This is a genomic window from Pseudarcicella hirudinis (assembly GCF_900115665.1).
GTDB lineage: Bacteria > Bacteroidota > Bacteroidia > Cytophagales > Spirosomataceae > Pseudarcicella > Pseudarcicella hirudinis.
In genome coordinates this window covers 588773-609438 of record NZ_FOXH01000001.1, presented here as the reverse complement: position 1 = coordinate 609438, position 20666 = coordinate 588773, and the positions used below count along the sequence as shown (strand labels likewise).

The 20666-nt window shown below is 42.9% G+C and carries 34 protein-coding genes; 23 read left to right on the top strand and 11 right to left on the bottom strand.

Annotation, left to right across the window (positions count from 1 at the left end; genetic code table 11):
* Positions 1-40 precede the first annotated feature (40 nt).
* The 16 genes from BM179_RS02475 (at position 41) to BM179_RS02400 (ending at position 7192) form a co-directional block, all read left to right on the top strand.
* Positions 41-430 carry a hypothetical protein gene (locus tag BM179_RS02475; RefSeq protein ID WP_143095125.1) on the top strand — a complete coding sequence of 130 codons (390 nt, stop codon included), beginning with the start codon at positions 41-43 and terminating at the stop codon, positions 428-430.
* Between the two features lie 145 nt (positions 431-575).
* Positions 576-938 (top strand): hypothetical protein, encoded by a 363-nt coding sequence (locus tag BM179_RS02470; RefSeq protein WP_092011574.1) that lies wholly within the window; start codon positions 576-578, stop codon positions 936-938.
* 7 nt (positions 939-945) lie between these two features.
* Positions 946-1119 carry a hypothetical protein gene (locus BM179_RS25180; protein WP_177219281.1) on the top strand — a complete coding sequence of 58 codons (174 nt, stop codon included), beginning with the start codon at positions 946-948 and terminating at the stop codon, positions 1117-1119.
* A gap of 4 nt (positions 1120-1123) precedes the next feature.
* Positions 1124-1465 carry a hypothetical protein gene (locus BM179_RS25530; RefSeq protein WP_092011571.1) on the top strand — a complete coding sequence of 114 codons (342 nt, stop codon included), beginning with the start codon at positions 1124-1126 and terminating at the stop codon, positions 1463-1465.
* A 108-nt stretch (positions 1466-1573) separates the two neighbouring features.
* Entirely contained in the window at positions 1574-2080 is a 507-nt protein-coding gene (locus BM179_RS02460) for a hypothetical protein (protein WP_092011568.1), read from the top strand.
* Between the two features lie 294 nt (positions 2081-2374).
* Positions 2375-2647 carry a hypothetical protein gene (locus BM179_RS02450; RefSeq protein ID WP_092011560.1) on the top strand — a complete coding sequence of 91 codons (273 nt, stop codon included), beginning with the start codon at positions 2375-2377 and terminating at the stop codon, positions 2645-2647.
* Positions 2648-2857: 210 nt separating this feature from the next.
* Positions 2858-3163, top strand: coding sequence for a hypothetical protein (locus tag BM179_RS02445; protein WP_092011557.1), 306 nt, complete (start codon positions 2858-2860; stop codon positions 3161-3163).
* Positions 3160-3585: an LvrA C-terminal domain-related protein gene (locus BM179_RS02440; protein WP_092011553.1), complete on the top strand. Its 426-nt coding sequence runs from the start codon at positions 3160-3162 to the stop codon at positions 3583-3585. The genes BM179_RS02445 and BM179_RS02440 overlap by 4 nt, the downstream gene beginning before the upstream one ends.
* Positions 3573-4196 carry a BTB/POZ domain-containing protein gene (locus tag BM179_RS02435; protein ID WP_218159141.1) on the top strand — a complete coding sequence of 208 codons (624 nt, stop codon included), beginning with the start codon at positions 3573-3575 and terminating at the stop codon, positions 4194-4196. The genes BM179_RS02440 and BM179_RS02435 overlap by 13 nt, the downstream gene beginning before the upstream one ends.
* Before the next feature lie 30 nt (positions 4197-4226).
* Entirely contained in the window at positions 4227-4577 is a 351-nt protein-coding gene (locus BM179_RS02430) for a hypothetical protein (protein ID WP_092011548.1), read from the top strand.
* Complete coding sequence (locus tag BM179_RS25525) at positions 4567-4842, top strand: hypothetical protein (protein ID WP_092011545.1); 276 nt, start codon at positions 4567-4569, stop codon at positions 4840-4842. Before BM179_RS02430 ends, BM179_RS25525 begins: the two co-directional genes overlap by 11 nt.
* A complete protein-coding gene (locus tag BM179_RS02420) occupies positions 4839-5108 on the top strand; it encodes a DUF3850 domain-containing protein (RefSeq protein WP_092011542.1) in 270 nt (89 codons plus the stop codon). Before BM179_RS25525 ends, BM179_RS02420 begins: the two co-directional genes overlap by 4 nt.
* Positions 5109-5278: 170 nt before the next feature.
* Positions 5279-5596 carry a hypothetical protein gene (locus tag BM179_RS02415; protein ID WP_092011539.1) on the top strand — a complete coding sequence of 106 codons (318 nt, stop codon included), beginning with the start codon at positions 5279-5281 and terminating at the stop codon, positions 5594-5596.
* Positions 5586-5849: a hypothetical protein gene (locus BM179_RS02410; RefSeq protein ID WP_092011536.1), complete on the top strand. Its 264-nt coding sequence runs from the start codon at positions 5586-5588 to the stop codon at positions 5847-5849. The genes BM179_RS02415 and BM179_RS02410 overlap by 11 nt, the downstream gene beginning before the upstream one ends.
* A 116-nt stretch (positions 5850-5965) precedes the next feature.
* Complete coding sequence (locus BM179_RS02405; RefSeq protein ID WP_092011533.1) at positions 5966-6310, top strand: hypothetical protein; 345 nt, start codon at positions 5966-5968, stop codon at positions 6308-6310.
* A gap of 42 nt (positions 6311-6352) precedes the next feature.
* On the top strand, positions 6353-7192 hold the full coding sequence (locus BM179_RS02400; protein ID WP_092011530.1) for a hypothetical protein: 840 nt from the start codon (positions 6353-6355) through the stop codon (positions 7190-7192).
* Between the two features lie 49 nt (positions 7193-7241).
* Here the strand turns inward: BM179_RS02400 and BM179_RS02395 are convergent, their stop codons facing one another.
* The 10 genes from BM179_RS02395 to BM179_RS02345 form a co-directional block, all read right to left on the bottom strand.
* The gene (locus tag BM179_RS02395) at positions 7242-7637 is read right to left on the bottom strand and encodes a hypothetical protein (RefSeq protein WP_143095124.1); all 396 of its coding nucleotides are present in this window, start codon (positions 7635-7637) and stop codon (positions 7242-7244) included.
* Between the two features lie 188 nt (positions 7638-7825).
* Positions 7826-8161 carry a hypothetical protein gene (locus tag BM179_RS02385; protein WP_092011521.1) on the bottom strand — a complete coding sequence of 112 codons (336 nt, stop codon included), beginning with the start codon at positions 8159-8161 and terminating at the stop codon, positions 7826-7828.
* 12 nt (positions 8162-8173) lie between these two features.
* Positions 8174-8812, bottom strand: coding sequence for a glycoside hydrolase family 19 protein (locus tag BM179_RS02380; RefSeq protein WP_092011518.1), 639 nt, complete (start codon positions 8810-8812; stop codon positions 8174-8176).
* A complete protein-coding gene (locus BM179_RS02375) occupies positions 8809-9303 on the bottom strand; it encodes a hypothetical protein (RefSeq protein ID WP_092011515.1) in 495 nt (164 codons plus the stop codon). Before BM179_RS02375 ends, BM179_RS02380 begins: the two co-directional genes overlap by 4 nt.
* Positions 9303-9797 (bottom strand): phage virion morphogenesis family protein, encoded by a 495-nt coding sequence (locus BM179_RS02370; protein WP_177219280.1) that lies wholly within the window; start codon positions 9795-9797, stop codon positions 9303-9305. The genes BM179_RS02375 and BM179_RS02370 overlap by 1 nt, the downstream gene beginning before the upstream one ends.
* On the bottom strand, positions 9772-10494 hold the full coding sequence (locus tag BM179_RS02365; RefSeq protein WP_092011513.1) for a phage head morphogenesis protein: 723 nt from the start codon (positions 10492-10494) through the stop codon (positions 9772-9774). Before BM179_RS02365 ends, BM179_RS02370 begins: the two co-directional genes overlap by 26 nt.
* A gap of 77 nt (positions 10495-10571) precedes the next feature.
* On the bottom strand, positions 10572-11912 hold the full coding sequence (locus BM179_RS02360) for a phage portal protein family protein (RefSeq protein ID WP_092011510.1): 1341 nt from the start codon (positions 11910-11912) through the stop codon (positions 10572-10574).
* Positions 11913-12019: 107 nt separating this feature from the next.
* A complete protein-coding gene (locus BM179_RS02355) occupies positions 12020-12439 on the bottom strand; it encodes a phage protein Gp36 family protein (protein WP_092011507.1) in 420 nt (139 codons plus the stop codon).
* A gap of 2 nt (positions 12440-12441) precedes the next feature.
* Complete coding sequence (locus tag BM179_RS02350) at positions 12442-14001, bottom strand: hypothetical protein (RefSeq protein ID WP_092011505.1); 1560 nt, start codon at positions 13999-14001, stop codon at positions 12442-12444.
* Positions 13998-14447: a terminase gpP N-terminus-related DNA-binding protein gene (locus BM179_RS02345; RefSeq protein ID WP_092011502.1), complete on the bottom strand. Its 450-nt coding sequence runs from the start codon at positions 14445-14447 to the stop codon at positions 13998-14000. The genes BM179_RS02350 and BM179_RS02345 overlap by 4 nt, the downstream gene beginning before the upstream one ends.
* A gap of 186 nt (positions 14448-14633) precedes the next feature.
* Here BM179_RS02345 and BM179_RS02340 point away from each other — a divergent pair, with 186 nt between their 5' ends.
* Genes BM179_RS02340 through BM179_RS02315 form a run of 6 tightly spaced genes read left to right on the top strand, consistent with a single transcriptional unit; the run spans position 14634 to position 18781 of the window.
* A complete protein-coding gene (locus tag BM179_RS02340) occupies positions 14634-15575 on the top strand; it encodes a hypothetical protein (RefSeq protein ID WP_092011500.1) in 942 nt (313 codons plus the stop codon).
* Positions 15576-15627: 52 nt separating this feature from the next.
* Positions 15628-16587, top strand: a complete 960-nt coding sequence (locus tag BM179_RS02335) for a phage capsid protein (RefSeq protein ID WP_092011497.1) — start codon at positions 15628-15630, stop codon at positions 16585-16587.
* A gap of 38 nt (positions 16588-16625) precedes the next feature.
* Positions 16626-16856: a hypothetical protein gene (locus tag BM179_RS02330; protein ID WP_092011495.1), complete on the top strand. Its 231-nt coding sequence runs from the start codon at positions 16626-16628 to the stop codon at positions 16854-16856.
* A gap of 3 nt (positions 16857-16859) precedes the next feature.
* Complete coding sequence (locus BM179_RS02325) at positions 16860-18026, top strand: DUF2586 family protein (RefSeq protein WP_092011492.1); 1167 nt, start codon at positions 16860-16862, stop codon at positions 18024-18026.
* Between the two features lie 9 nt (positions 18027-18035).
* Positions 18036-18440, top strand: a complete 405-nt coding sequence (locus tag BM179_RS02320; protein WP_092011489.1) for a hypothetical protein — start codon at positions 18036-18038, stop codon at positions 18438-18440.
* Between the two features lie 32 nt (positions 18441-18472).
* Entirely contained in the window at positions 18473-18781 is a 309-nt protein-coding gene (locus tag BM179_RS02315) for a hypothetical protein (RefSeq protein ID WP_092011486.1), read from the top strand.
* On the opposite strand, the gene BM179_RS25520 is transcribed toward BM179_RS02315, so the two are convergent.
* Positions 18767-18976: a hypothetical protein gene (locus tag BM179_RS25520; RefSeq protein ID WP_092011483.1), complete on the bottom strand. Its 210-nt coding sequence runs from the start codon at positions 18974-18976 to the stop codon at positions 18767-18769. The two genes, BM179_RS02315 and BM179_RS25520, sit on opposite strands and share 15 nt — an antisense overlap.
* On the opposite strand from BM179_RS25520, the gene BM179_RS02305 reads away from it, so the two are divergent.
* Positions 18957-20645 carry a tape measure protein gene (locus BM179_RS02305; RefSeq protein WP_092011480.1) on the top strand — a complete coding sequence of 563 codons (1689 nt, stop codon included), beginning with the start codon at positions 18957-18959 and terminating at the stop codon, positions 20643-20645. The genes BM179_RS25520 and BM179_RS02305 overlap by 20 nt on opposite strands.
* The last annotated feature ends 21 nt before the right edge of the window (positions 20646-20666 follow it).

Here is a 20666-nt window from a genome sequence, read left to right as displayed (position 1 = left end):
GTTTTACGAGTACTATTTCCCACAATACATAACGATAAGCATGGAAAATAACAAAAGAACATCAGAACAAAATAAAGCTTTTCATTTACTTGTGAAAGAGCGGAAATTTGACAAATCAAAGGTCGAAAAAATGGTACTACACTACTCAGGTGGCGTAACAGAACATTCAAGCGAATTAACGGAATCGCAGATGGCTGCATTAATAGCCGAATTGCAAGACGGAATACAAAAATCTCTTAACCGCATGCGAACAAAAATCAACCAGATTGCCCGCGGAATGGGGCTTATTCAGGGAAATGATTTCTCGCGTCTTAATAAGTTTGTACAGAAAACATTTAAGGTTGAAACGATTTTTAAATTACCTGCTGACGATCTGAGAAATTGCATTACTGCACTAGAAAGATGGAAGCAACAAGCAGCAAAAAGATGAATAAAATATTAGTGTATTTGGAAGATTGGTTTTTCTTCCCGGAAAGCCTCTTTAATGTGCTTTCAACTAGAAACCCGAAAGCAAGTTTAGCACTAAACAGAGCTTTTTACCCACGCTGGCGACTTAACTATTTTCCTAATTGGTTATGTATCAAAATCTTAGAAATGCGATGCAGGAACTAAAGCTAAAGTTTAATCACAGCGAACTGGAAGCCCTCGGAAAAATACTTGTTGTGTTTTTTCAACAAAACCCACTGCCTGTTTTAAAGGAAAATATCTTGCTTTACGGCTGTGCAGCAATCTTACAAGAAATCTATGAGCAAGCGGCAAAGAAGGCGAGTAGAGCGAAAAATATAGGGGCTGAAACAGTGTTTACGCTTACGATAAGCCAAGCGCTTATTTTCATTTGCTGTCTACAAGACGGTTGTTTTGATTTTGTTGGAAAGGATACCTACGAGGAAAACTTTTTGCAGCAACTCAGGGACACAATTATTAAAAAATACATTTAAAAAAAAGATGGCGAAAGGCGCAAAAAGGCATACTACAAAAATGATGTACGAAGCAATTCGTAAGGACTTCGAAGACTATTACAAAAAGGGGCTTCGTGTAGATGTTATTGTTCCTATTCTTGCCAGAAAATTTTACAAAGAAAACGCTACAATTGAAAACATCTTAAAAGGGGTAAAATAACAAAATGTATAAGATAGGACAAAAAATAAAGGTGTATCTAAGCGATACACGTACGGAAAGCTTGTACACTTTCGGCGTAGTGTGCGAGGTCATGGACGGAGTTCCAGTGCTGGAATTTAAAGACTTGTCAGCCGAAAACATTTCCTGTTTTTATAAGCTTTTAGAAAACAGGTATGTGAAATGGAAGCCCCGCCGTCCGGGCTGGGCAGACTACAAAATTTTCCGGTCGCATCTTACTAAAGGGGAAAGTAACATTAGTTCCGAATCCCTACCGAAGTCGAAATACACAAACGATAGTAATCCTAAGATTTACACAATCCCCAAAAGTCATGCGAGAAAATTTTAAAAAGTTCGGCTCATGGTTAGCCTCAGAAGCAGTTTTTTACTCCGTTTTAGTTATCGCATCGTTGCTCTTTTACATTCATCTGGTAATGGTTTTATATAAAATTCCGTGATGGAAGTATTTAAGCAATACACTGAAAACGAGTTAGAGAAATTAAGGGTTAATTATCTCGAACTGAGCCTAATTACAGGCATTCGTACAGCCGAGGGCAGGGCGGTTTTTGCTTTAGTGTTAAAGAAGTTTGACCCGAGCTACATAAAGGCAAGCGACTATCTATTTGTAAAAGACTTACTGCCCTTTTTTATCCGATTTCCCTCAGTAGATGAGCGATTTGATAACAAATCAGAGCTGATATTGAGGCTTATGGGATTTCACAGACAGTACAGGCATTATTTGCAAAGCAAGGCATGTATTAAACGCTGTATGCTCACGGGAGCAAAGAAGGTGTTTTATAATCTCATGTCTGAGCAAGAAAAGAAACATTGTGAAAAAGCTCTAAAATCGTCACATATCTGTTTGTATGGCGAGAAAAGCTACAATGAGGCAATACAAAGACGGGCGTACAAAAATCCCGGCGGAAATCTGTACAAAAACGCCCCTGAGCGATTAGCTAAATAATCATTTCAAAGTATAGCAAAATGAAAACATTCGAAGAGATAACGCAAGATAGATATGCTAAAAACATAAAGGTTCTCTACAATTTAAACAGGGTTAGAGAAACAATGATGAGTAGGTGTACTTGGTTTCATAGGCTTTCAGCGTGGGAGCAATTCGAGTATTGTGAAATGACATGCTTGATAGTCTATCATTCGGTTCGGAAAGTTAATAACGAGCGGCTTTGGCATAAAAGTGAAGAAAAGGAGTTTCCATACTCCATTGACTACGGTTTCAACAAAAACAACAAGGATAACGATGAAAAAATACAAAGTGAAGATTGTAAAAGAAATTGAACTCGAAGCAGAGTTTGATGGGAATTATTGGGATGCTGAACGAACGCTAATGTGTGCACTGGAAAACGATTTTGAAGAAGAAAGCACATTAAGATGTATTGCGGAGAAAGTAGCGAAAGCCGTACTAGAAACTTTTGACGCTCTTGACGATGAAGCCGTCGCCCCAATTCCTGTTCCTGGCGCTGTGCTTTTAATTAAAAATCTGTCGTGTGAGGTAGAGACAGATGAATATTAAAACAGCGATCGAAAACAAAGTAGCCCGCTTAAATCTCTTAGAGATGCTAGCTGGCAACCCTCCCAATTACGAGGTGACAGCCTCAAAAGCGGGGCGTTACAGGCTTAAACGCGGAAGCACGGGGGGGGGGTGACGAAAAGGGTTTGACAGTAACCCTTCCAGGTGCGCAAATGGCTAATTATTTACAAAAATTACTAAACAAATAAAGAAATGGAGCTAATAAATGAACACAAAGTGATGCTCGGCAATACACTTGATAAGTATGAGGAGATGAGGAAAAAGGCCGAGCAGGTAGAAGTATTAAGAAAAAGATGGAATGAAGCGAAAGACGAAGTTGAGCAAATGGAGCGTAAAATTTCTAAAGAACTGGATGGTATCCCTTTGGTGTCAGCTCTTGACAAGGGTGAGTTATTTGTTACTAGCAGAAAGATCAAGACTTATAGAATTAAGAAACGAGAATACCCGGGGGTTAACGAAAAATTCGTAATTATAGAAGTTAAACTTAATTACTTATGACCGAAAAATTCATCCTTAGCTCTGCTTTGTTCGAGGGAGAATTGATACTTGAATTTCGCTTAGATGGAACTTTGGTGCGATTCTCTAACGAAGCTGAGCTAAATGCCTCCCAACTTACTTTTTTAGCTGCGAACTTCCCTGTTAATGTAACTGCTGCAAACAAGTTTATTAAAGACGCTAAGAACATTACAGCAAAGCACTTCCCCGCAGAAGTTCAATTTTTAGACTTTTGGGAAGCATACGGAAACAAAGCAAATAGCAACAAAAAGCTAAGTGAAAAGGTATTCGAGAAGCTAACTTTAAAAGAAAAGGTACAGGTAATGGAAGACATACCGCGCTACAGGCAAAGGCTTATTAAACAGCCGGGGATTTCGCAGAAATACGCAGAAACTTACTTAAGGTCGAGAGTATGGGAGCAATGAGAGTGCTGGTTGCATGTGAAAAGTCCGGCATAATTCGGCAAGCGTTCGAAAAGCACGGACATGATGCCTGGAGCTGCGACCTGCAAAATAGCGACATTCTTGGAAAGCACTACAAAGGCGATGTCAGGGATATTCTATATTGCAATAGCTGGGATTTGATTATCGCACACCCTGTCTGTACAAGGCTCTGCAACTCTAGCGTACTGAGGCTGTATCATAACTCTAAGAAAGAATTTGGCCTAAATCCTGATAAAATCTTAGAAATGATTGAGGCAGCAAACTTTTTTAAGCTGTTCCTTAATCATCATTGCGAAAGAATAGCAATTGAAAACCCGATAATGCACTGCTATGCAAAGCGGATAATCGGAGTTGAACAAACACAGATTATACAACCGTTTCAGTTTGGACATCCGGAAAGTAAAGCTACCTGCCTATGGCTTAAAGGCTTGCCCCTGTTGCGCCATACAGAAGTTTTAAGATTGAAGCCGGGCGAAAGATGGCAAAACCAATCCCCATCAGGAAACAACAAACTGGGGGGTAAGGCGGCCGAATTAAGGGCGAAAACCTATCAGGGTATCGCGAACGCGATGGCAGAGCAGTGGGGTAACTAAAAATTTTAAAAACCTTTTAAACACAAAAAAATGAAAGAGAATAATAACGCAAAGCTGGATGCCGCCGCGAAAATTCTTATTGCCACAGGGCAAATACAATACCTCGCACACAATCTTAGTAACATGTTGCAGGCATTGGTAATTGAAAGAGCGTACAGCGATCCATTTGGCTCTACGTCCCACATAATTAAAAAGGGGGAAGATTTACTGAATAGTTCAGTTGAAAGACTGACGCATGTATTCGAAGACATGTCTTTGTTTATGGACGAGTGGGATCGCTCGCTCGAAATAGATAAACGAGTTATCCAAGTTCCTTTCGAGATTTTGGTACATGATATGGATGAGGTGCATAACCCCTATTTGCCAGACGATGAAGAATGACCGAAATGTCGAAATATTCAAGTTCTTTTTAGAAAATCACGGAATTGAACTTGCGACCTCCGAAATAAACGAGATTAAATCTTTCATGGGGGTTGATACGTTGGTTGAGTTAACATCAATGCTGCTTAGGAGAATCCGGCAGCTTGACAATAAACTGAAAGACCCTGATTTGACTAGGGTTAACGAAAAGATTAATCAAAAAGCCTTCGAAATATTAGAAAAGTACCTGACGACAGATTTGCAATATAAATTTATCAAATCATGACACATGAAATCAAGTGCGAAAGAGAATACTTCTCGCAAACCTGGCTAAGAAAAAAGCCTTTTGAAGTGAGAAAGGATGACAGGAATTTCAGCGTCGGAGACGAACTAATGCTAAGGGAATGGATAGCACACAAACAAGAATATACACATCGTGTAATGTTTGCGAAAATCTCTTATAAGTTGGAAGGCGGACAGTTCGGTATCGGGAAAGACTACTGCGTACTAGGATTACAGAGAATAAAACGTTTTGATTATTACACAGAATAAAACTAGAAAAAAATGACAATAGAACAATTTTTAACGATAGTCTTACTTTCCGTTGCATTCCACATACTTGTAGGTTCACCAAAGAAGAAAGACGATTAATAACCACTATCGTATTACAGCACGATAATCGTACAATATCGTACTGTGATACGATAATAAATCAAACTGACATGAAAGAAATTTTAGACGAATTATCGAAGTATGTTAATATATACGGAATTGGTTTTACTTACGAAGAAAAACAACCTATAGTAATTACCGTTTCGGAAGGTAAAAATTGGCTACAGGTTGAGATTTGTGAAATGTTTCGTCCTGCTGATTTGTCCCGAAAATCATTCAAACGGCATGTAGTTGACAAACTAAAGAAGGCAATACTAGAACTCAGGGGCGGAAATGTCGGAATATCAGGAGACTATATTGAAACCCTTGAAGAATCTTTTTATATGGTATATTATGAAAAACGCAAACCCCAAAACGATGGAAAATAACTCACTAGACAAACTTGCAAGCGCCCTTATGTGTGGGGTGCGAATATCCTTAGTTCCTGTAGGAATAGACGCGATTGAAATCGTACTAATTAGGGCAGGCGTTGAGGTAAGAAGGGGTGTGCCTAGAAAGATACTAAGGTTAGATGCGGCTTTTGCAACATGCCTCGAGGCTCTCTATGTGCGATTAGTGGAACTGGAGAGGGAACACGCAGAAATGCAAAAGGCTAAATACAAAAAATTGAATCTAAACTAATCCCTCCGGGCTGAGGGATTTTTTTTGCACAGCTATAAAAAAACACAACCAAAAGTTTGCATTTGCAAACTTTTGTAGTAACTTCGTATTGTTAAATTTAAACAAGTTCTTTATTTATGGTAAATCAGCAAATGACAGATGAGCTACTACGTGTAGCCTCTGAGAATCCGGATGGATTCACGATTAATGTAAACACCTTCCAGCCTGTTACGCATGGTTGGGCGGTGGCTCTCTTAGAAACACAAAATTGTTTTGGGAGAGAGGGGGCAATGAAAGTAATTGACGTTGCTCTCAAAAAAACTGCTGGGATTGTTGGAGGTTGGAATAATCAAGGCGATTATTATTTTGATGCGGTTTTGATTGTCGAAAGCGAAAGCGAGGCAACAAGATTAGGAATCGAAAATGAGCAAATTGGTATTTACGAAATCCACACAAACCGATACAAGGATTTATTAACTTAACAACACGAAGGGGTGAAAGCCCCTTCTTTAACCCTTAAAAAAATGGTAAACGAAAGCACAATTCAAAATCTTAAACGATTGCAATATCTTAGTGAAGACCAATTGGCTAAGTTAGAACGAACTGCAATCGCACACAAACGGTATAGCAATATCCGCTTCAACATCGTCTTTGTGGATAAAAAAGAGGTAGTTGTTGAAGTGTCACAAGGACGAAGCCTTAGCGAAAACTACGCTGACGCAGAAGGTCTGGTAAGGCTGACAAAAGAAATGATAGACAATAGTATGTTGTCCGGAAGGGCGCTACGTGTCGGAACAAAGATATATATAAAGACTGATTCAGACATAGTAACAACGAGTTGGATTAAAAATAAGATGTCTAAGGTCGGTATGAGAGCGGTTGACGTTGAGCAATATATGAGTATAGATAAAAGCACCCTTTCTTTGTACCTAAATGGTCGTCGTGAATTGACTAGGAAAGTAAAGTCAGATTTCTTCCATCGGCTGAGGGCTTTAATACTAGACGATGTGTATATAGGGAAAGAAGGTAGCGTGTATTCGGTCTATAGAAATGGGAACAGTTTGCAATTAAGCTTTTTGTTTAACGACCGAACCGGATTTGTGTGGTTTGAAATGAACGAAGATGAAATTAGGCATTTTAAGGTTTCTGACAATGTAGTTCTTCAACATGGAAAATATAATCCCGATAAACAAAAGGTGTCATATTCCTTTAAAAAGGGTGATGCAATATATAAAGGCGATTTGGGGACTCATGGGGAGATATTCAACCCAACCAGATACACAGATGCAGGGACTCATTTAGACCTTCAAATGCTTAACCCTAACTTTGAGCCAGACGAAAGCTTTGATTATGGTAATAATTAAGCGGCAATTATTAAAATAAAAAAGCCCCTCGAATCCGAGAGGCTTTTCTTTATTTATGAGCAGTAATAAGGACTGCAATAACTACAGGCTCTACAATAGCCACACCCCGCCAGACTTTTTTCCAAAACCTTTCTTTCTTTATCTGTTTTTGTGCCGCGACAAGTTGCGCAGAAAGAACCTGAATAGTAATCTTATCTGCCAGGTTCTTGTTCCTCTTTTCGCTCTCACTTGCGTCAAGCGCCTGCGAGAGATAAGAAACCCGGGTTTTAAGCAACGGATATTCTACCAGCGCCCTTGTAATACTGTCAGCTTTCTCAACTGTCACCGCCGGAAATGTGACAAGCTGCTTTCGTGTCGTGTCGCTCAAACTACTTCCCGAAATTCCGAAACACAGAGTCGCGGAAAGACTTAGAAAAATGAGCAGGAATCTTTTGAATTTTCGCATCGGTGATACTGTCTTTAAGTTTTAAATTTACAACTCTGATACTGTCGTACTTAGCGACGATGGCGAGGCTATCGCGCTTAATTAGCAGGTCAGTTGACTGCTTTTTGTGCTTACAGCCTAGCACTTGTGTAAGTACAATAATTAGCGAAATGGCTATTACTCCCAATAGCGTTTCGGTGAACAGGGCTTTACTGATTTGTTTCATCGCGTCCTTGTTTTAAATTGTTAATTGCCCGGATTGGGCTTTTCTTGAAGCTCTTGCCCCAAACCATCATGCCGCCAATGATGTAATAACTTAGTAGTCCGGCCAAAAATGCGGCAAAACCCCGGCTTTTCATCGCCGGAAAGTACTCTAATAATGCGAGGTCTGCGTACCCGGCGAATACTCCGCCGACCAAAATTTGTACGCATCGCTCCCACCATTTGAGGCCGAATTTAAAAAACTGTGCAATAGCCGCACCGAGCGCCCCGGACGTAATTGCTTCGGGTGCAATACCCAAAAAATCTAAAATTTGTTTTACCATCTTAGCGGTGTTTTAAATTGTTTTTAAAGCATTTAAAAGTTTGGTGTAAATCTGTTTTCGGGCATCAAGGCCGTTTTCGCCTCCGTTAATCTTAATGCAAATCGCCTCGAAGCTTTCGCAGGAAGAAAGCTTGTTATCTATCCAATACTGCGCAGCGGATAGGGCGGCAAAGGTTGGGTCAGAAAGGATAAGAGGTTTTTTAGTGAAATCTATGTCAGCTTCGCTTCCGTCCGGGAGTATATGCCTTCCGACTGTGCCGTTTAGGGCTTTGTAATTCGCCCGCCCGGTTGTGTGGAAATATCCACGCCCACGAAAACGAAACCCGTCCCCGCTTTCTACCCCCCCGTTTCCGTTCCGGTTTGCATATACCCAATCGCCTAATTTATTGGGATTTCTGGCGCACAATTTCGCTTGTGCAGGAGTAATCCGTCTGCCAAATACCTGCAAAATCCGCTCTTCTGTGTAGTTAAGATTTTCAGTAAGATTTAGAAAAAATCCTGTTTCGTAAGCGGCATTTGCAATAAATGCTGCAACCTGTTCGCTTGTGCTAAGTTTCGCAAACAAGATAGCCCCGTTTATAGGGTCAATATGCTCGTCTATGCGTGTCGCAGGCACGCCAATTGCCTGTAGTACTTTTGCTGTTATTCTCATAAAATTGGGATATTTACGTTAATGGTGAAATCGTGTAAAGTAATGGTTTGCGGAGTATTGATAGTATCCCAAAACTGAGACCTATATGTTTGCTCTACGACGTAGAACGTATTGACAGAATACTCCCTGTACCCGTGCCGGGCAACGGTCGGTAGCTTACAAACAGCTTTGTGAACCTCTTTTGCAACCCAGAGAGCTGCGAAGTTGTCCGCAAGTCTTTGCAAATCGTCTACCTTGCTTGTGATGTAGGTAGTTTCCGGAAGTCTGAATATTGTTTTTAAAGTAAAGCTGCCCGCTCCTGTCTGCGCGTTACCGACATGAGAGCCTTGAAAGTCTATATCCAAACCACCCAAAAGTACCGATACTTGCAGGATGCTTTCGTATTTGTCAGGGTCTTCTAATTGCCCCTTATCTAAATCAAACTGCTTGACCGTCCCTGCCTGCAATAGCGGCAATAAAGCTCCTGCAATCTCAAATTGTGCTTCTAGCATTATTTTTTATTGTTTAAAATTTTATCTAAAACCTGTGTTCTAATCGTCTGCATAATCTTTAAATTAAGCAGCTCGGATTTTCCCATAAATTGACGTTTTGGGATTCTTGCCGCTAGCTTTCTCCCAGCTCTTCCGCCTTCATTCTGAACCTTCGCATAGTCCAGATCTGAGGCGAACTTAACCCCGAATTGTCCGGCGTTTTCCCAGGTTATCGAATCGCCCAGGTCTCCGGACTGGGTCAGGGTCGGTCTGTTCTGTAGAGCTGTCCTTTTCTTGGCCTTCTTGCCTTCTGCGGGCAGGGCTGTAAGTCGCTTAGAGGGCTGCCACTTTACGAGGGTGGTATCCGTAAAGCCTTCGTCGCGGAACGACTTCTTAAACCAGTTTTCGCCTTCCTGCCCGATTATCGTTAAAATTTGCCGCCTGGTCGCAGGACTTTTAAGAGCGGTAACAATCCGCGCCAGCTCCTTTTTATTCGGCTGAGGGTTTATAGGCATCTTGTAAGCTGTTAATTGTTTGCTCCGAAACTTTTTTGCTGAAATACGGATGGTCGTCGGTAAATAATTCGCCTGTCTGTCCGACATTTCCGCCTAAACCTTGCGACACTTCCGGGAGTTTTTCCGGCAATTCTGTTACACCTTCGGTTGTTGGCACTGCGCCACAGAGACAGCCCCAGCGGCTCGGCGGGAGGTGTTTTCTCCAAAACGGGTCGTTCATAGGCCGCACAATTCCAACTAACTTTAAATGTGCCTCGTCCGGAGTCGTTGCCCGCGTTTGCAGATAGCGTAGGTTCGGATAAATGTCAGCTTGCGCCTCCCATCTCTGCCAATTCGTCGCCATTCTCGCCCCCCTTACAGCCGCCTGGTGTTCTACTTCTAGCCATCTCACGTTGTAGTTGTCTACAATCCCGGATACTGCTTTTTTGAATTTCGCGAAGCTTCTTTTTTTTCCGTTCTCGTCGAGTAAGCTATCTCGCAGCTCTGCACACTGAGCAGCGGTCTTATGTGCAGAGAAGGAGGCAGCGGAGTATTTTAATTTGCTTTTAAATTCCTGCTTTATCTCACCCTCTAACCCCTTGTTTACCGCCTCTAGTAGAGAAGAATAAGTAAGGTTAAAAAGGAGTTGACTTATCTCTAATTCTGTGCCTTCATGAATTTGCTTAAGGGCTTCGTTAACGATTCCCTTCACGCTCATATTATTACCCTCATCCGCTAAATTGGTGTGCGAATGAGAATATAGGGTGTTCACTTGCGCCCCGAGGTCGCTTAATTTTACAACTTCGGGGCTTGGTCGAAAAAAGAGAGAAAAGACGAAACAAGGCGGTGACTAAGGCTTAGTCCGTCTGCGTTATTTACAGCCTCTTCTTTAGGCTTCTTTTCTTTCTCTACTGGCTTAGTTGGCTCAGGCTCTTCTTTTTCCGGCTCGTCGTTGTCGTCAACAAACGTTACCCCGTATTTTTCCGCAAAAAACTTCTTAGGTATCCTGCCAACTTTTTCGTGAATTTTGAGGTCGTTATCAAGTTGCTCGACAATAGAGAGCTGCTCTTCGGCTTCCTTAAAGTCAAATCTGTAGCCTTCTTGAATGTCGTATCCGGCATACCTTAGAGCAGGGATGAACTTGCTATTAAGGATTCTAAGCACAAACCTTCTATCTGCTGCCGCAATTTTTTCCTCTACCTCTAAATGCACATCGCCCAAACTTCGAGCCCCCTTGTCTCCTGCGTCCGTTGTTAGCGTTCCGCCAAGCCAAAGTTTACTAACCTGGTCGTCGCAGGTTTTTTGAAACTTTTGAAAGTTTTCTGCATTCCCTGCTGTACCAGTGTTTTGTATATACTCTATTTCTGTCCCATCTGGCAAAATCAGATACGTACTTGTTCCAGCTTCCTCTAATGCTTGTTTAAGCTTTTCACGGTCGCCAGGAACAGTACTGTTGTATTTTCCAACCCGGTAGGGCATGCCGAATATTTGATTAAAAATCGCCCAATCTTGAATGTTCCCCGTCTTTAGGAGTATCCAGGGAAGCGCTTTAAGCAGTAAGCCTAAATCCCGCTTTTTCCCAACGCTTAAATAAAGGTTGTTGTATGGCGGAAGGGTATAACCAAACCCACTGTTCATTTCCGGAGTTTTGGTTACAATAGAAAGTTCGGGCTTGACATGCCGACGGTCTATAATCTCGCATTCTTCGAGACTTGCAGGGTCGAGCAGGTTGGCCGTAAGTAGGTCTATTAAAGTATAGCCAAACCCTACCGTTTCGATAATATGACTTAAAAGCTGTTCAAACCATTGTGTATCTATTAACTTGTGCACTAATAGGTGTTGCTCCCCCTTTTCGTTCGCGCAAACAATATCAGTATTGGTTACAGCTAATCTGCGTTTTTCAGAGACAGAAGTAAGGTGCGGGTCTAATAAGATTTCCGCATACAATTCAAGCAGCAGCCGCCTGTTTGGATTAACAGAACTTTCAGCAGAAACGATTGCTTGTCGAACCTGCGATAGCTCCTTTCTTGTTCGGTTAAGCGGTCGGACGTCTATACTTAGGTTCTTTACTTCTACCACAGGGCGGGCGAAGTCTGTAACGGTTATGCCCGCGTCTGGTTTTCTTTTTTTTGCCATCGGCTTAATTTTGCGTTTAAGCGACGATATTGTCGCAAGTCGAATAGTTGTGTCAATCGACTATTAAAATCGATTACAAGAAAAATTAAAAATGTTTTAAAAGGGGTTTACCACCTTGACGGCCTGCGGGGTTCGTATCCAGCGGCAATTCTGTCCGAAGCTGCCGGGTTTTCGCTTACTGGCGCGGGGTCTAAGCCCTGTATTACGGATAGTCCCTGCTGACATTCGAGCAAGAAAGATATTGCTTCTTCGTATGCAAACTTTCGCTTTGCAGGAACGGACTCAGGGAGCTTGTATAAGAAGTATATTGCTATATCTCTTACGTACATTACAAGCAGGGAGTTACGACTATCGCCAGTTTTAGCAAACTCCGCCGCAATGTTATAGCGTAGTGAAAGTTTTGCTGCAACCAAGTCCATCGCGTTGTTTATTGCGGTTTCTGGCGGGTTCGAATTGTCCCGGCTAATAGATTGCTGAATCTCTTCGTAGAGAGCTGCGTTAAGGTCTGTTGTTGTTACGTATGCCATTTTTACCAGGTTGTTGTACGGCGTGTTCCGCCAGTTTCAGGTGGTTGGGTCATTGATCTGTGATGTTCATTTAGTTTATTTTCGCTTCCTTCCAAGGCATCGGGTGCGTCGTCGTGCGCGTTTGGAAAACCTAAAAGCTGCTCTAAAAAGGCGATTAAATCAGGGGTGTTTCTCAGGTAGTCCGCAAATACAATAATACCTCTCTCGAACAAAGGGGTCATATTTTCGATGCGCCCCGTTTTGTCTGGTTTTTTTCGCGTATCTGCCCGAATTGGCAGCATGTATCCGAAATTTTCTTTTTGTGCTACATATTCGGTTAAGTGTGTGTCCTGCATCATATTCGCCTCCATATAGCAAATATGTAGTTTCAGTCCTTTGCTTTTTAGGAACAAATCCATGTCATAGTGCGCAGTCACCATACTGGAAACGCTTGCCTGCCTAACCCAAACCCCTACTACCACGATTTTTGTACCTATCCGGGTTGTAGCAACAATGGCTTTAAAGTCGTTGCGCTTGGTATCTTTATAAGAAGGGTCAACATAGCTTACAGCGACTTGACAGTCTGCCAAGCTCTTGACAGGAACATAATTTACCCACTCTTTTTTGAACACAGTTCCGTCGATAATATGCTTATGAAAATACTCCCGCTGCGCTACCCTGTAGCCGACCTGCATAAGCTTTAAGTCAAGTTGCCCACGCAAATAGTTTTCCTTCCAGGCTGGGACGCCCTTTTCGCTTTGGTCTTTTGCATGCGTTTTGGGATTTTCAAGGGCATAGACTTTCAGATGTCTTACGCCCGGTTTTTTCGGCATTCCTATCTCTGTGTCTCCGACGATATGTCTAAGTACAGACTTTTGGTGAATACCATTTCCGAGACACAAAAAACGAGCTTGTTTGATAGCACACGCCCCCCATAAATCCCCCATTATCCAGTCAACTGTACGGGTTACGCGTTCGAGGTTTCTACACAAATCCGGCGTGTCTACATCGTCTACAAGACAGGCGTTAGGACGGTTTCCGCCTACGATAACCCCCCGCGGACTTTGTCCAACTCCGAACGCCCAAAATCCCACGTCGCGGATAGTTGAGAACTGTCCTACCGACCAATCTCCAATATTTTTTTGACTCCCGAAATCGTTTATAAGCCGCGCGTTTGCTTCAAATTCTGCCTGAAATCTCGAAAGCAAAGTTTCGGCCTTATCAGCACTCTGAGAGGTTAAGACAAGCCCTGTAATCTCTCCTGCAAAGTAGAGATTAATAAATAGCATTAGTGCTAACGTAGACTTAGCATGTTCGCGCGGAAATTCCCATACGCCAAAATGCTTATTGTCTTCTAATACTTCTTTTGCCCCTCGCTTATGAAACCAACCGAAAGGCGCGGTCTTTAAATGTGGAAAATAATAGTCGCAAAAAGCTTCAAAATTTTTAGGCTTTAATAGCTCTGCGACACGTTTTTCCTTTTGCGATTCAGTCTCGTCTAAGATAACCTCTGTAGCTTTTCCGATGCTGAGTTTGACCGCTTGATACGCTTCTAAAGCCTGTTTGTCTTTAGTAGTTATCACTTGTCGAAATTATCCTTTTTGAGATTAATAAACTTATTAGTGAAGGGAACAAGGGCTTTGCTGAGTGCAATATCTTCCGTCTGTAGCCAGCCTAATAATTCAGTAATATTGTTTACTATTTGGGCGAATGTCATCTCCTTTTGCTTAATGCCAGATAGCAGCTTTGAAAGAGCATCAATCTGCCCCTTATCCAGCGGAACAAGTTTTCCCTCCTGTATCGCCTTATCCTTTTGTTGCTCCAAATATCTGAGCTGGTAATCTATCAGACTCATGATTCTTTGTACGGCACTTTCCTGGGTGGCTAAGGTGCTGGCGCGCTTATCTGCCCACTTGTTTTTTTGTGCCCAGGCTGATACCGTGGCCTCGGACTTCTCTGTAATTTCTGCGATTTTTTTCTGACTTAACCCGCTAAAATAAAGGGTTTCGGCTAGCTTTTCTGCTGTCATAAATTCAAGAATGTTTGTCTTTTTTCTTCGAAATTCAGCAGTTATTCAAGTAGTTACAAAAAGTCAAATCCAATTTAGTCTGAATTTAGGCTAATTTGAACTTAATTTTAGGTCAATTTGAAAATAGGTTTTTGCGACACTTAAAATTTTGTTCGAGCTTTGTTTCGAACAACAAGGGAAAGCAAAATGAATTACATTTTCATAGCTACACAAGACACGATAAATGTGTATGGTTTTGGGCTGGACAGCGAAGGGATAGACTTTAGCGACGTCGACCAAGAGCCAACATGTTTTTTTAATCATGACTTAAATGTGCCATGCGGGCACTGGACAGACCGCAAATTAGTCGACGGTGCGATTTCGCAAAAATGGAATCCCTACACAGGGATTGCGGAAGCCGCAAAGGTAAAACAGTTGGTTGACGATGGCATAATAACCCGCGCGTCTATATCTGTTCGCCCGGATGAAAGTAGCGCATATCTGAAAACTATAAACGGGAAAGAGTATGTGTACTTTGCCCGCTCGAAAGCGCGTGAAACCTCTCTTGTTACGCTCGCGGGAAATAAATCCTGCATTCGTCTTGTCGACGAAAATGACCGCGAGAGTACATATTTCAATCTCTCAGACAACCTTTTAAAACAACTTAAACAACCTAAAAAAACAATGTTAGAGCAATTAAGAAAGCTACTGAATTTGTCTGACTCCGCAGACGAGTCAGCGGCCTTGCAGTCCGTTACTGCATTGAAACAAGAACAGGGCTACAAGGCAAGGTTTGATGAGCTTGTAGCTAAAAACAAAACAGACGAAAAGGCCGCCTTTGCACAATTGTGCGACAAGGCTATTACCGAAAAGCGCATCTCTGCGACAGAAAAAGAAACGTTCATCGCGTTGGCTGACGCTTCGGGTAACTATGAGCTTGTAGAAAAATTGCTAGCTGAAAGAAAAGCCCCTGTGTCACTTGCAGATGTAATTCAACCGGATTCGCAGGCAGATAACGATGTAATTAAGCTTGCAGACGAGTACACCAGACTCGATAAAACGGGTCAATTATACGCACTAAAACAAAGTAATCCGGAGCGATTCAGTAAGCTTTTTAGCGCGAAGTTCGGCACAAAATACGGCGCATAGTCGCTAATCTAAAACAGACAAATAGATACTTTAAAAAATCTTCTTTTAAAAAATGGCTATCCAAAAAGAAATCTGGATTAACGACATCGTGGAGGCGATTTACGCTAACAACAAATTTTTAGAGTTCGCCGAAGACGCGACCTCATTCCTGATAAACGGTAAGTTCCTGCATATCCCGCAGGCTGGTGGAGCGACAGATGTGGAGCAAGACTTAACCGTGTTTCCCGTTGATGCAACAGAGCGTACGGACTTGGATTTAATCCTACCGCTTACGAATTTTTACGTAAAGCCTGTCAGAATCGCCAAAATTGATGAATACGAACTTTCGTTCTCGAAACGGAACTCTGTTATGTCGCAAAACTTGGCAAACTTGACCGACCGTGTTGCTTTGAAAGTACTGTTCAACTGGGCCGCAGCTAGCGGATTTATTAACGTCGCGACGACGGGCGCAGCCTCTCCGTTTGTCCGCATCAGCAAGACAACAGGGGCGGCAAGAGCTGCGGAGCTGGCCGGGTCGACTGGTAACAGAAAAACCGCTTTGCGACAAGACATCGCAAGAATGGCGGCAATGCTTGACGCGCAAGATGTCCCGCAAGACGGCCGTGTAGCGTTATTAACACCTCAGATGTATAACGATCTGTTTTCTGACGATGTGATGCTACGCCGTGATGTAACCAACGAAGCGGACTTGAAAGCTGGTGTAATCAACGAGCTAATGGGATTTAAGATTATGAAGCGTAGCCGGGTGCTTAATATCAATGCCGCCTACACCGGGGCAAAAGATATGAGCCTTAAGACTTACACGACTGCGGCCGCGACAGATAACGCAGCTAGTCTTTTCTGGCATCCGTCAATGGTTTATAAGGCTGTAGGGGAAGTTGACGTTTTCGAAAGAGATAATGACCCACAGTTTTACGGTAGTATTCTTTCTTCGCTTACCCGTGCGACTGGCATCAAAAAACGCCTTGATAACTTGGGCGTTGTAGCACTTGTGGAGGATACAGCAGCTTAATTTAATCCTTTTTAAAAGCCTTTTAAAACCCCTTTTATATGTCAAAAGTAACAATTGGACGGATTGTAATATACAAGCCGACCGAGGAAGATATTTCACTTATGCAGCATTCCGGTTTTTCAAAGAAAGAATTGCCCGCAATTATTACCGCGGTGCACTCTGACGACTGTGTGAACCTAAAGGTCTTTTTAGATGGGCATGGTGATTTGTGGAAACTTTCGCGAAATCGCGGAACTCACTGGGATTTCCCTACAATCGAAAAGACCTAATCAATGGCAGTTCAAATCATTTTAAGCAACGGCGGTCTGGGCAAAGTCCAGACCGTTCAAGACCGTGTCACCGGACTGCTGTTCACTGGCACGGCAACGGCTAACCTTGCCTTATATACGCCAAAGATGATTAACTCTTTGGCGCAGGCGGAGGGATTAGGGCTAACGGCTATCGCAGGAACAGAGAACGCAGAGGCCTGGTCACAAATAAAAGACTTCTATTCGTTCCCACAGAACGAGGGCAGAGAGTTCTATATTATGATGTACCCGAAAACAGCCAAAATGTCGGAAGTACTCGACAAGGATACGGCAAACTCTGCAAAGAAGCTGCTTGATTACAGTCAAGGCAGAGTCAATGTGCTTGCGGTTTCTTTGTTCGTTTCGGGCGGAACATCTCCGGCAATTACGGCCGGGCTAGACGCAGATATTCCAACGGCTCTAATCAAGGCGCAGGCGTTAGCGGAGACTTACGCGGGCGGTCAAAAACCACTGCGTATAATCTTGGACGGTAGATTCTACGGAAGCGACCCGGCTGTAGTGGTAAACCTTACGAGCGCGGCTTATAACCGGGTGGCCATTAACCTTGCCTGTGTTACGGTTGCTGCAAGAAATGCCGCGCAAGGCTTGCTTTTAGGCAGGATTGCCGCAGTTGCAGTTAACCAGCACATCGGACATGTGGGCTGGGGTGCGCTGCCTAGTTCTGCAATGTATCTTACGAACGGAACGACGATAGAAAGTCAGTTCGCAGATTTGGCAACGCTTGCGAGCAAGGGGTACATTGTACCTACAGCTTATCCGGGTAAGTTGGGATATTTCTTCTTAAACGACAGTACTGCGACAGCGACAAGCGACGATTATTCAAGCTTGCAGGCTGGCAGAACTATCGACAAGGTTCACCGTATTGCTTACGCTACGTTCGTTAACCACGTTAACGAGACAATCGTAATAGATAATGGTTTGTTAGACGCTGCTAAACTTTCATTTTTCGAAAGAGAATGTGAAAGCGCGGTTACAATCAACTGCCAGGGGGAAATCAGCGCAGTAAAATGCCAAATTAACCCGGCTCAGAACATTTTACAAACGGGCAATTTAGAGGTTGTTCTAAAGATTGTTCCGACTGCGACAATGAAAGAAATTATCGTCAAGATTGGTTTCGCAACAACAATTTAACAGATAAAGATGGCATTCGACAGTAGAGCATACGACTGGTCTCAGCTTCGATTACTGCACAACGGGCAGGAGCTTACAAGCTTTACCCGTGTGCAGTACACTGCCGATTTCGATAAGAAATTGCAGTACGGAGCTGGGACAAACCCCCAATTCGTCGGGATTGGAAACAAGAGCTTCAGCGGCTCAATCACAATTAAAAAAAGAGACCTGATTGCAATTAAAGCGCGCTTCGGTGTAAAGCTTCTCGGAGATGTTCCGCCGTTCACAATCACAATTGCGTACAAACGCCCGGACTTAACTGTACAGTCAGACAGCTTAATGTTCTGCGAGTTCGGCGGTGAAGATGTGAGCATCGGACAGGGCGACCCGGACACGGAAGTTACAGCAAACTTCATCTTCTTAAGTCTCGTTTAATCAATTTTTAAAAGCTTTTTAAAAACAAAAATATGGATTTCAAAGCACCATTATCCGCGGCAGATATTGCCGGATTTGCGGGCAAAAAAGTAAAAGAGGCGTCTATTAAAACAGACGAAGCAACCGTAATTGCCGTATTTTTTAAGCGTCCGACGCTCGATATTATCCAAGCCGCTTTGTCAGAAGAGGGCTTTAACAGAGGCAAGGCAATGTTTGTAAACTGCTACTTGGGCAGCGATAACCCGGAAGCCTTAGAGGCGGACGAACTTTTGTTGTTCCAATGCTATCAGGCCGCTGCCCAGTTAATCCCGGTGTTCGAGGGTAGCTTAAAAAACGTTTAGAGGCTGGAAAGCCTCTGCAAGAAACGTACCTGGACGAAGTAAGGAAGCGCAATACCTTGCTTCGTCACTTTCTCGGAATCCAAAACCCCAACCAGCTTTCAAACGAACAGTTCGGCGCAGCCTGGCAAGAATGCCTTTTTCTATTAAAACTACTTTATCCTGACCGATATAAATAATGGCATACAGTTTTGACATAGGATTATCGGACTTGTTTTCAAGCCCGCTTGATAATCTTTTCAACAACTATACGAACAAAACCGACCGTATGGTGAAAAAACAAGCTTCGTTCGACCGGGCAATCGGAAATACGGGTAAGCTTGTAGATAAGCTTAATTCAAAGCTGCAAAGCTTAGAGGTCAAAAAGACCATTGAAATAGACGACTCCAAGATAAAGAAGACTGAACAGCAGATAGATAAATTAAAAGCCCGGTTGAATACGCTGCCGTCTGGCGGAGGAGGCAATAGTAATTTCGGGACGCCTAAGCTCGGAGGCTCTAAGAATCCTTTTTCTGCTACTCTCCCAATGATTGGAAACCCCTATTTGGTGGCGGGTACAATGGCGGCGGCTGGCTTGACCTATGCTGCTAAATTGGGCATGGACAGACAAAGTACTTTATTGGATTTCGAGCAGTTTGTTGGCAAGCATAAGGCAGCCTCTGTTGTTGCGAATTTGAACAAATATGCAGACAAGACTTCGTACGAAAATGACGACGTCTTGCAGGCAGGTGCATTGTTGAGTCAAAATGTTTCGGCCGACAAAATTGAAAAAAAGATGGCGATGTTCGGAGATTTAAGCCGTGGAAAAGCGGAGAACCTAAACCGGAACATCTTTAATTACGCGCAGGTTAAAGGAATCGGAAAACTGGACATGATTAATGCCCGGGAATTTGAAAACAACCTTGTGCCAATATTAGACGCCCTTGCAAAGCTTAAAAAAGTAAGTCGCGCGACCTTATCGCAGCTTATTTCAGACGGAAAGGTTAGTTTCCAAGACGTCGACAGAGCGTTAGAGTCTTTAACAGAAAAAGGCGGGAAGTTTTACGGCCTTATGGATAAACAGGCTCAGACTACACGCGGCAAGCTTTCGACGTTATGGGGGACATTTAAGAACGAAATCGCAACAGAATCGTTAGATAATTTGCTCCCAAAACTGGATAAGTTGATTGACTTTGGCAATGATTTCTTAAAGAACGCCGACCCGTTAAAACAAGCTTTTCGGGACATTGGGAATACTTTTGTGTCCCCATTTGAAACCGCTTCAAAAATTCTTGAAACATTTAATGTAAAGGCTTTGCAAGCGGCTAATGTAGTAGACACATTGGGCAATAGGCTCAAACAACCCTTTGCTCCCTTGAAATGGATGACACAGCTATTTGATTGGGGTGGCCGTAAAATTGATGATTTTAGTCCTGAGATAAAAGCAGCCGGGAAGGCATTTACGAGCATAAAAAAAGGCTTTACAGATGCAAAAGGGAGCGACAGGCCTTTAGATATTTGGAAAAGAAGTTTTACGCAGATTGGGAAAGAGTACGACAGTGATAAGTTTAATCTTATAGAATCAAGGATTCACGGTAAAGACCAGAAACGTAACGATGTACACCGTCAACTAACGGGCGACCGAAACGCCAGACTTTCGGAAGAGAAGCAAAAAACGGAATCGCAATTAGTTTCCGGCTCAGCTTCCGCGGGTGGCACAGGAAGCGCAACAGGTGGAAAGGCGACTACAATCAATGTTAACGTTTCAAAATTCCTCGAAACGCTAAATTACACTGCTGGTGAGGGCTTAGGCGTAGAGGAGGTTCAGAGACAATTTATGGACATGTTTTTACGCGTCGTAGGTTCCGCCCAGGCGTTGGCTAATTAGAAAAATATGGAAATCAAGAAC

Bases quoted from the DNA above. Each gene is read 5' to 3' on its own strand.
- BM179_RS02445 (WP_092011557.1), top strand. From the start codon at position 2,858: ATGGAGCTAATAAATGAACACAAAGTGATGCTCGGCAATACACTTGAT.
- BM179_RS02460 (WP_092011568.1), top strand. From the start codon at position 1,574: ATGGAAGTATTTAAGCAATACACTGAAAACGAGTTAGAGAAATTAAGG.
- BM179_RS25180 (WP_177219281.1), top strand. From the start codon at position 946: ATGGCGAAAGGCGCAAAAAGGCATACTACAAAAATGATGTACGAAGCA.
- BM179_RS02430 (WP_092011548.1), top strand. From the start codon at position 4,227: ATGAAAGAGAATAATAACGCAAAGCTGGATGCCGCCGCGAAAATTCTT.
- BM179_RS02405 (WP_092011533.1), top strand. From the start codon at position 5,966: ATGGTAAATCAGCAAATGACAGATGAGCTACTACGTGTAGCCTCTGAG.
- BM179_RS02335 (WP_092011497.1), top strand. From the start codon at position 15,628: ATGGCTATCCAAAAAGAAATCTGGATTAACGACATCGTGGAGGCGATT.
- BM179_RS02370 (WP_177219280.1), bottom strand. From the start codon at position 9,797: ATGCCTATAAACCCTCAGCCGAATAAAAAGGAGCTGGCGCGGATTGTT.
- BM179_RS02325 (WP_092011492.1), top strand. From the start codon at position 16,860: ATGGCAGTTCAAATCATTTTAAGCAACGGCGGTCTGGGCAAAGTCCAG.
- BM179_RS02470 (WP_092011574.1), top strand. From the start codon at position 576: ATGTATCAAAATCTTAGAAATGCGATGCAGGAACTAAAGCTAAAGTTT.
- BM179_RS02360 (WP_092011510.1), bottom strand. From the start codon at position 11,912: ATGGCAAAAAAAAGAAAACCAGACGCGGGCATAACCGTTACAGACTTC.
- BM179_RS02355 (WP_092011507.1), bottom strand. From the start codon at position 12,439: ATGGCATACGTAACAACAACAGACCTTAACGCAGCTCTCTACGAAGAG.
- BM179_RS02385 (WP_092011521.1), bottom strand. From the start codon at position 8,161: ATGGTAAAACAAATTTTAGATTTTTTGGGTATTGCACCCGAAGCAATT.
- BM179_RS02320 (WP_092011489.1), top strand. From the start codon at position 18,036: ATGGCATTCGACAGTAGAGCATACGACTGGTCTCAGCTTCGATTACTG.
- BM179_RS02410 (WP_092011536.1), top strand. From the start codon at position 5,586: ATGGAAAATAACTCACTAGACAAACTTGCAAGCGCCCTTATGTGTGGG.
- BM179_RS02450 (WP_092011560.1), top strand. From the start codon at position 2,375: ATGAAAAAATACAAAGTGAAGATTGTAAAAGAAATTGAACTCGAAGCA.
- BM179_RS02435 (WP_218159141.1), top strand. From the start codon at position 3,573: ATGGGAGCAATGAGAGTGCTGGTTGCATGTGAAAAGTCCGGCATAATT.
- BM179_RS25525 (WP_092011545.1), top strand. From the start codon at position 4,567: ATGAAGAATGACCGAAATGTCGAAATATTCAAGTTCTTTTTAGAAAAT.
- BM179_RS02330 (WP_092011495.1), top strand. From the start codon at position 16,626: ATGTCAAAAGTAACAATTGGACGGATTGTAATATACAAGCCGACCGAG.
- BM179_RS02475 (WP_143095125.1), top strand. From the start codon at position 41: ATGGAAAATAACAAAAGAACATCAGAACAAAATAAAGCTTTTCATTTA.
- BM179_RS02340 (WP_092011500.1), top strand. From the start codon at position 14,634: ATGAATTACATTTTCATAGCTACACAAGACACGATAAATGTGTATGGT.
- BM179_RS02365 (WP_092011513.1), bottom strand. From the start codon at position 10,494: ATGAGCGTGAAGGGAATCGTTAACGAAGCCCTTAAGCAAATTCATGAA.
- BM179_RS02400 (WP_092011530.1), top strand. From the start codon at position 6,353: ATGGTAAACGAAAGCACAATTCAAAATCTTAAACGATTGCAATATCTT.
- BM179_RS25530 (WP_092011571.1), top strand. From the start codon at position 1,124: ATGTATAAGATAGGACAAAAAATAAAGGTGTATCTAAGCGATACACGT.
- BM179_RS02415 (WP_092011539.1), top strand. From the start codon at position 5,279: ATGAAAGAAATTTTAGACGAATTATCGAAGTATGTTAATATATACGGA.
- BM179_RS02395 (WP_143095124.1), bottom strand. From the start codon at position 7,637: ATGCGAAAATTCAAAAGATTCCTGCTCATTTTTCTAAGTCTTTCCGCG.
- BM179_RS25520 (WP_092011483.1), bottom strand. From the start codon at position 18,976: ATGTCAAAACTGTATGCCATTATTTATATCGGTCAGGATAAAGTAGTT.
- BM179_RS02380 (WP_092011518.1), bottom strand. From the start codon at position 8,812: ATGAGAATAACAGCAAAAGTACTACAGGCAATTGGCGTGCCTGCGACA.
- BM179_RS02440 (WP_092011553.1), top strand. From the start codon at position 3,160: ATGACCGAAAAATTCATCCTTAGCTCTGCTTTGTTCGAGGGAGAATTG.
- BM179_RS02420 (WP_092011542.1), top strand. From the start codon at position 4,839: ATGACACATGAAATCAAGTGCGAAAGAGAATACTTCTCGCAAACCTGG.
- BM179_RS02315 (WP_092011486.1), top strand. From the start codon at position 18,473: ATGGATTTCAAAGCACCATTATCCGCGGCAGATATTGCCGGATTTGCG.
- BM179_RS02345 (WP_092011502.1), bottom strand. From the start codon at position 14,447: ATGACAGCAGAAAAGCTAGCCGAAACCCTTTATTTTAGCGGGTTAAGT.
- BM179_RS02375 (WP_092011515.1), bottom strand. From the start codon at position 9,303: ATGCTAGAAGCACAATTTGAGATTGCAGGAGCTTTATTGCCGCTATTG.
- BM179_RS02305 (WP_092011480.1), top strand. From the start codon at position 18,957: ATGGCATACAGTTTTGACATAGGATTATCGGACTTGTTTTCAAGCCCG.